This is a genomic window from Colwellia sp. TT2012, from assembly GCF_001440345.1.
Lineage (GTDB): Bacteria > Pseudomonadota > Gammaproteobacteria > Enterobacterales > Alteromonadaceae > Colwellia.
Genome location: NZ_LJYX01000087.1, coordinates 1 through 942, shown reverse-complemented (window position 1 = coordinate 942; position 942 = coordinate 1). Strand labels below are relative to the sequence as shown.

Genomic DNA, 942 nt, shown 5'->3' with positions numbered 1-942 from the left:
CTGCGGAGCGCTATGGCCTGACCGGCGGCGGCGGGGAGAAAGTGCGCAAACGCGTGGCGCAGATGCGGGAGCTGGTCGGCCTGACCGGCAGCGAAAAGAAATACCCCGGCCAACTGTCCGGTGGCCAGCAACAACGGGTCGCCCTGGCCCGCGCCCTGGCCCCGGCCCCATCGCTGTTGTTGCTGGACGAACCGATGTCGGCCCTCGACGCCCGGGTGCGCGAGCACCTGTGTACCGAGCTGCGCCAACTGCAACGCCGCCTGGGCATCACCACCTTGATGGTCACCCACAACCAGGACGAAGCCATGCTGATGGCCGACCGCATCGCTGTGATGAACAACGGCAAGGTCGAGCAGTACGCCACGCCTCAAGAGATTTACGACCGTCCGGCCACCCCATTCGTGGCCGAGTTTGTCGGCCAGGGCAACTGGCTGCCGTTCAGCCGCAACAGCGCCAGCCACGCCCAGGTCGGTGGGATGAATGTGCGCCTGGCCGATGACTGCGGTAAAGCCGCGTCGGGCCGCCTGTTCTGCCGGCCGGAAGCGATCAGCGTCAACCCGCCGGTGCATGAGGAAAACCTGTTTCCGGCCAAGGTCCGCGAGATCACGTTCCTCGGCAACCGTTGCCGCATGAGTTTCGAGCTGGACCAGTTGCCCGGTCACCCCATGCTCGCCGAACTGGCACCGGAAGCCATGCCACGCCTGGGCGCCCAGGATATCTGGGTCGCGCTGCCACCGCGCAGCCTGCAGGTGTTTGCCTGAGATGGCCGCTGACATGACCCTGCCGCTACCCGACCGCGCGGCTCGCCAGGTTTCCCGTGCCGAAATCGGCGACCGCATCTTTGTAGTGGGCGGCAAGTTGCGGCTGCTGTGCCTGTTGGGCATCGCCGTGTTGTTGCCGTTGCTGGCGATCTTCTGGCGCGGCTTCAGCGCTGAAGACGGG

The 942-nt window shown here is 66.3% G+C and carries 2 protein-coding genes; both read left to right on the top strand.

From position 1 onward, the window contains the following. On the top strand, positions 1-761 hold a 761-nt coding region (locus ASU03_RS20230), incomplete at its 5' end, for an ATP-binding cassette domain-containing protein (RefSeq protein WP_082627358.1). Between the two features lies 1 nt (position 762). Further along, positions 763-942, top strand: a 180-nt coding sequence (locus ASU03_RS20225; RefSeq protein ID WP_197411296.1) for a hypothetical protein, incomplete at its 3' end; no start/stop codon positions are given.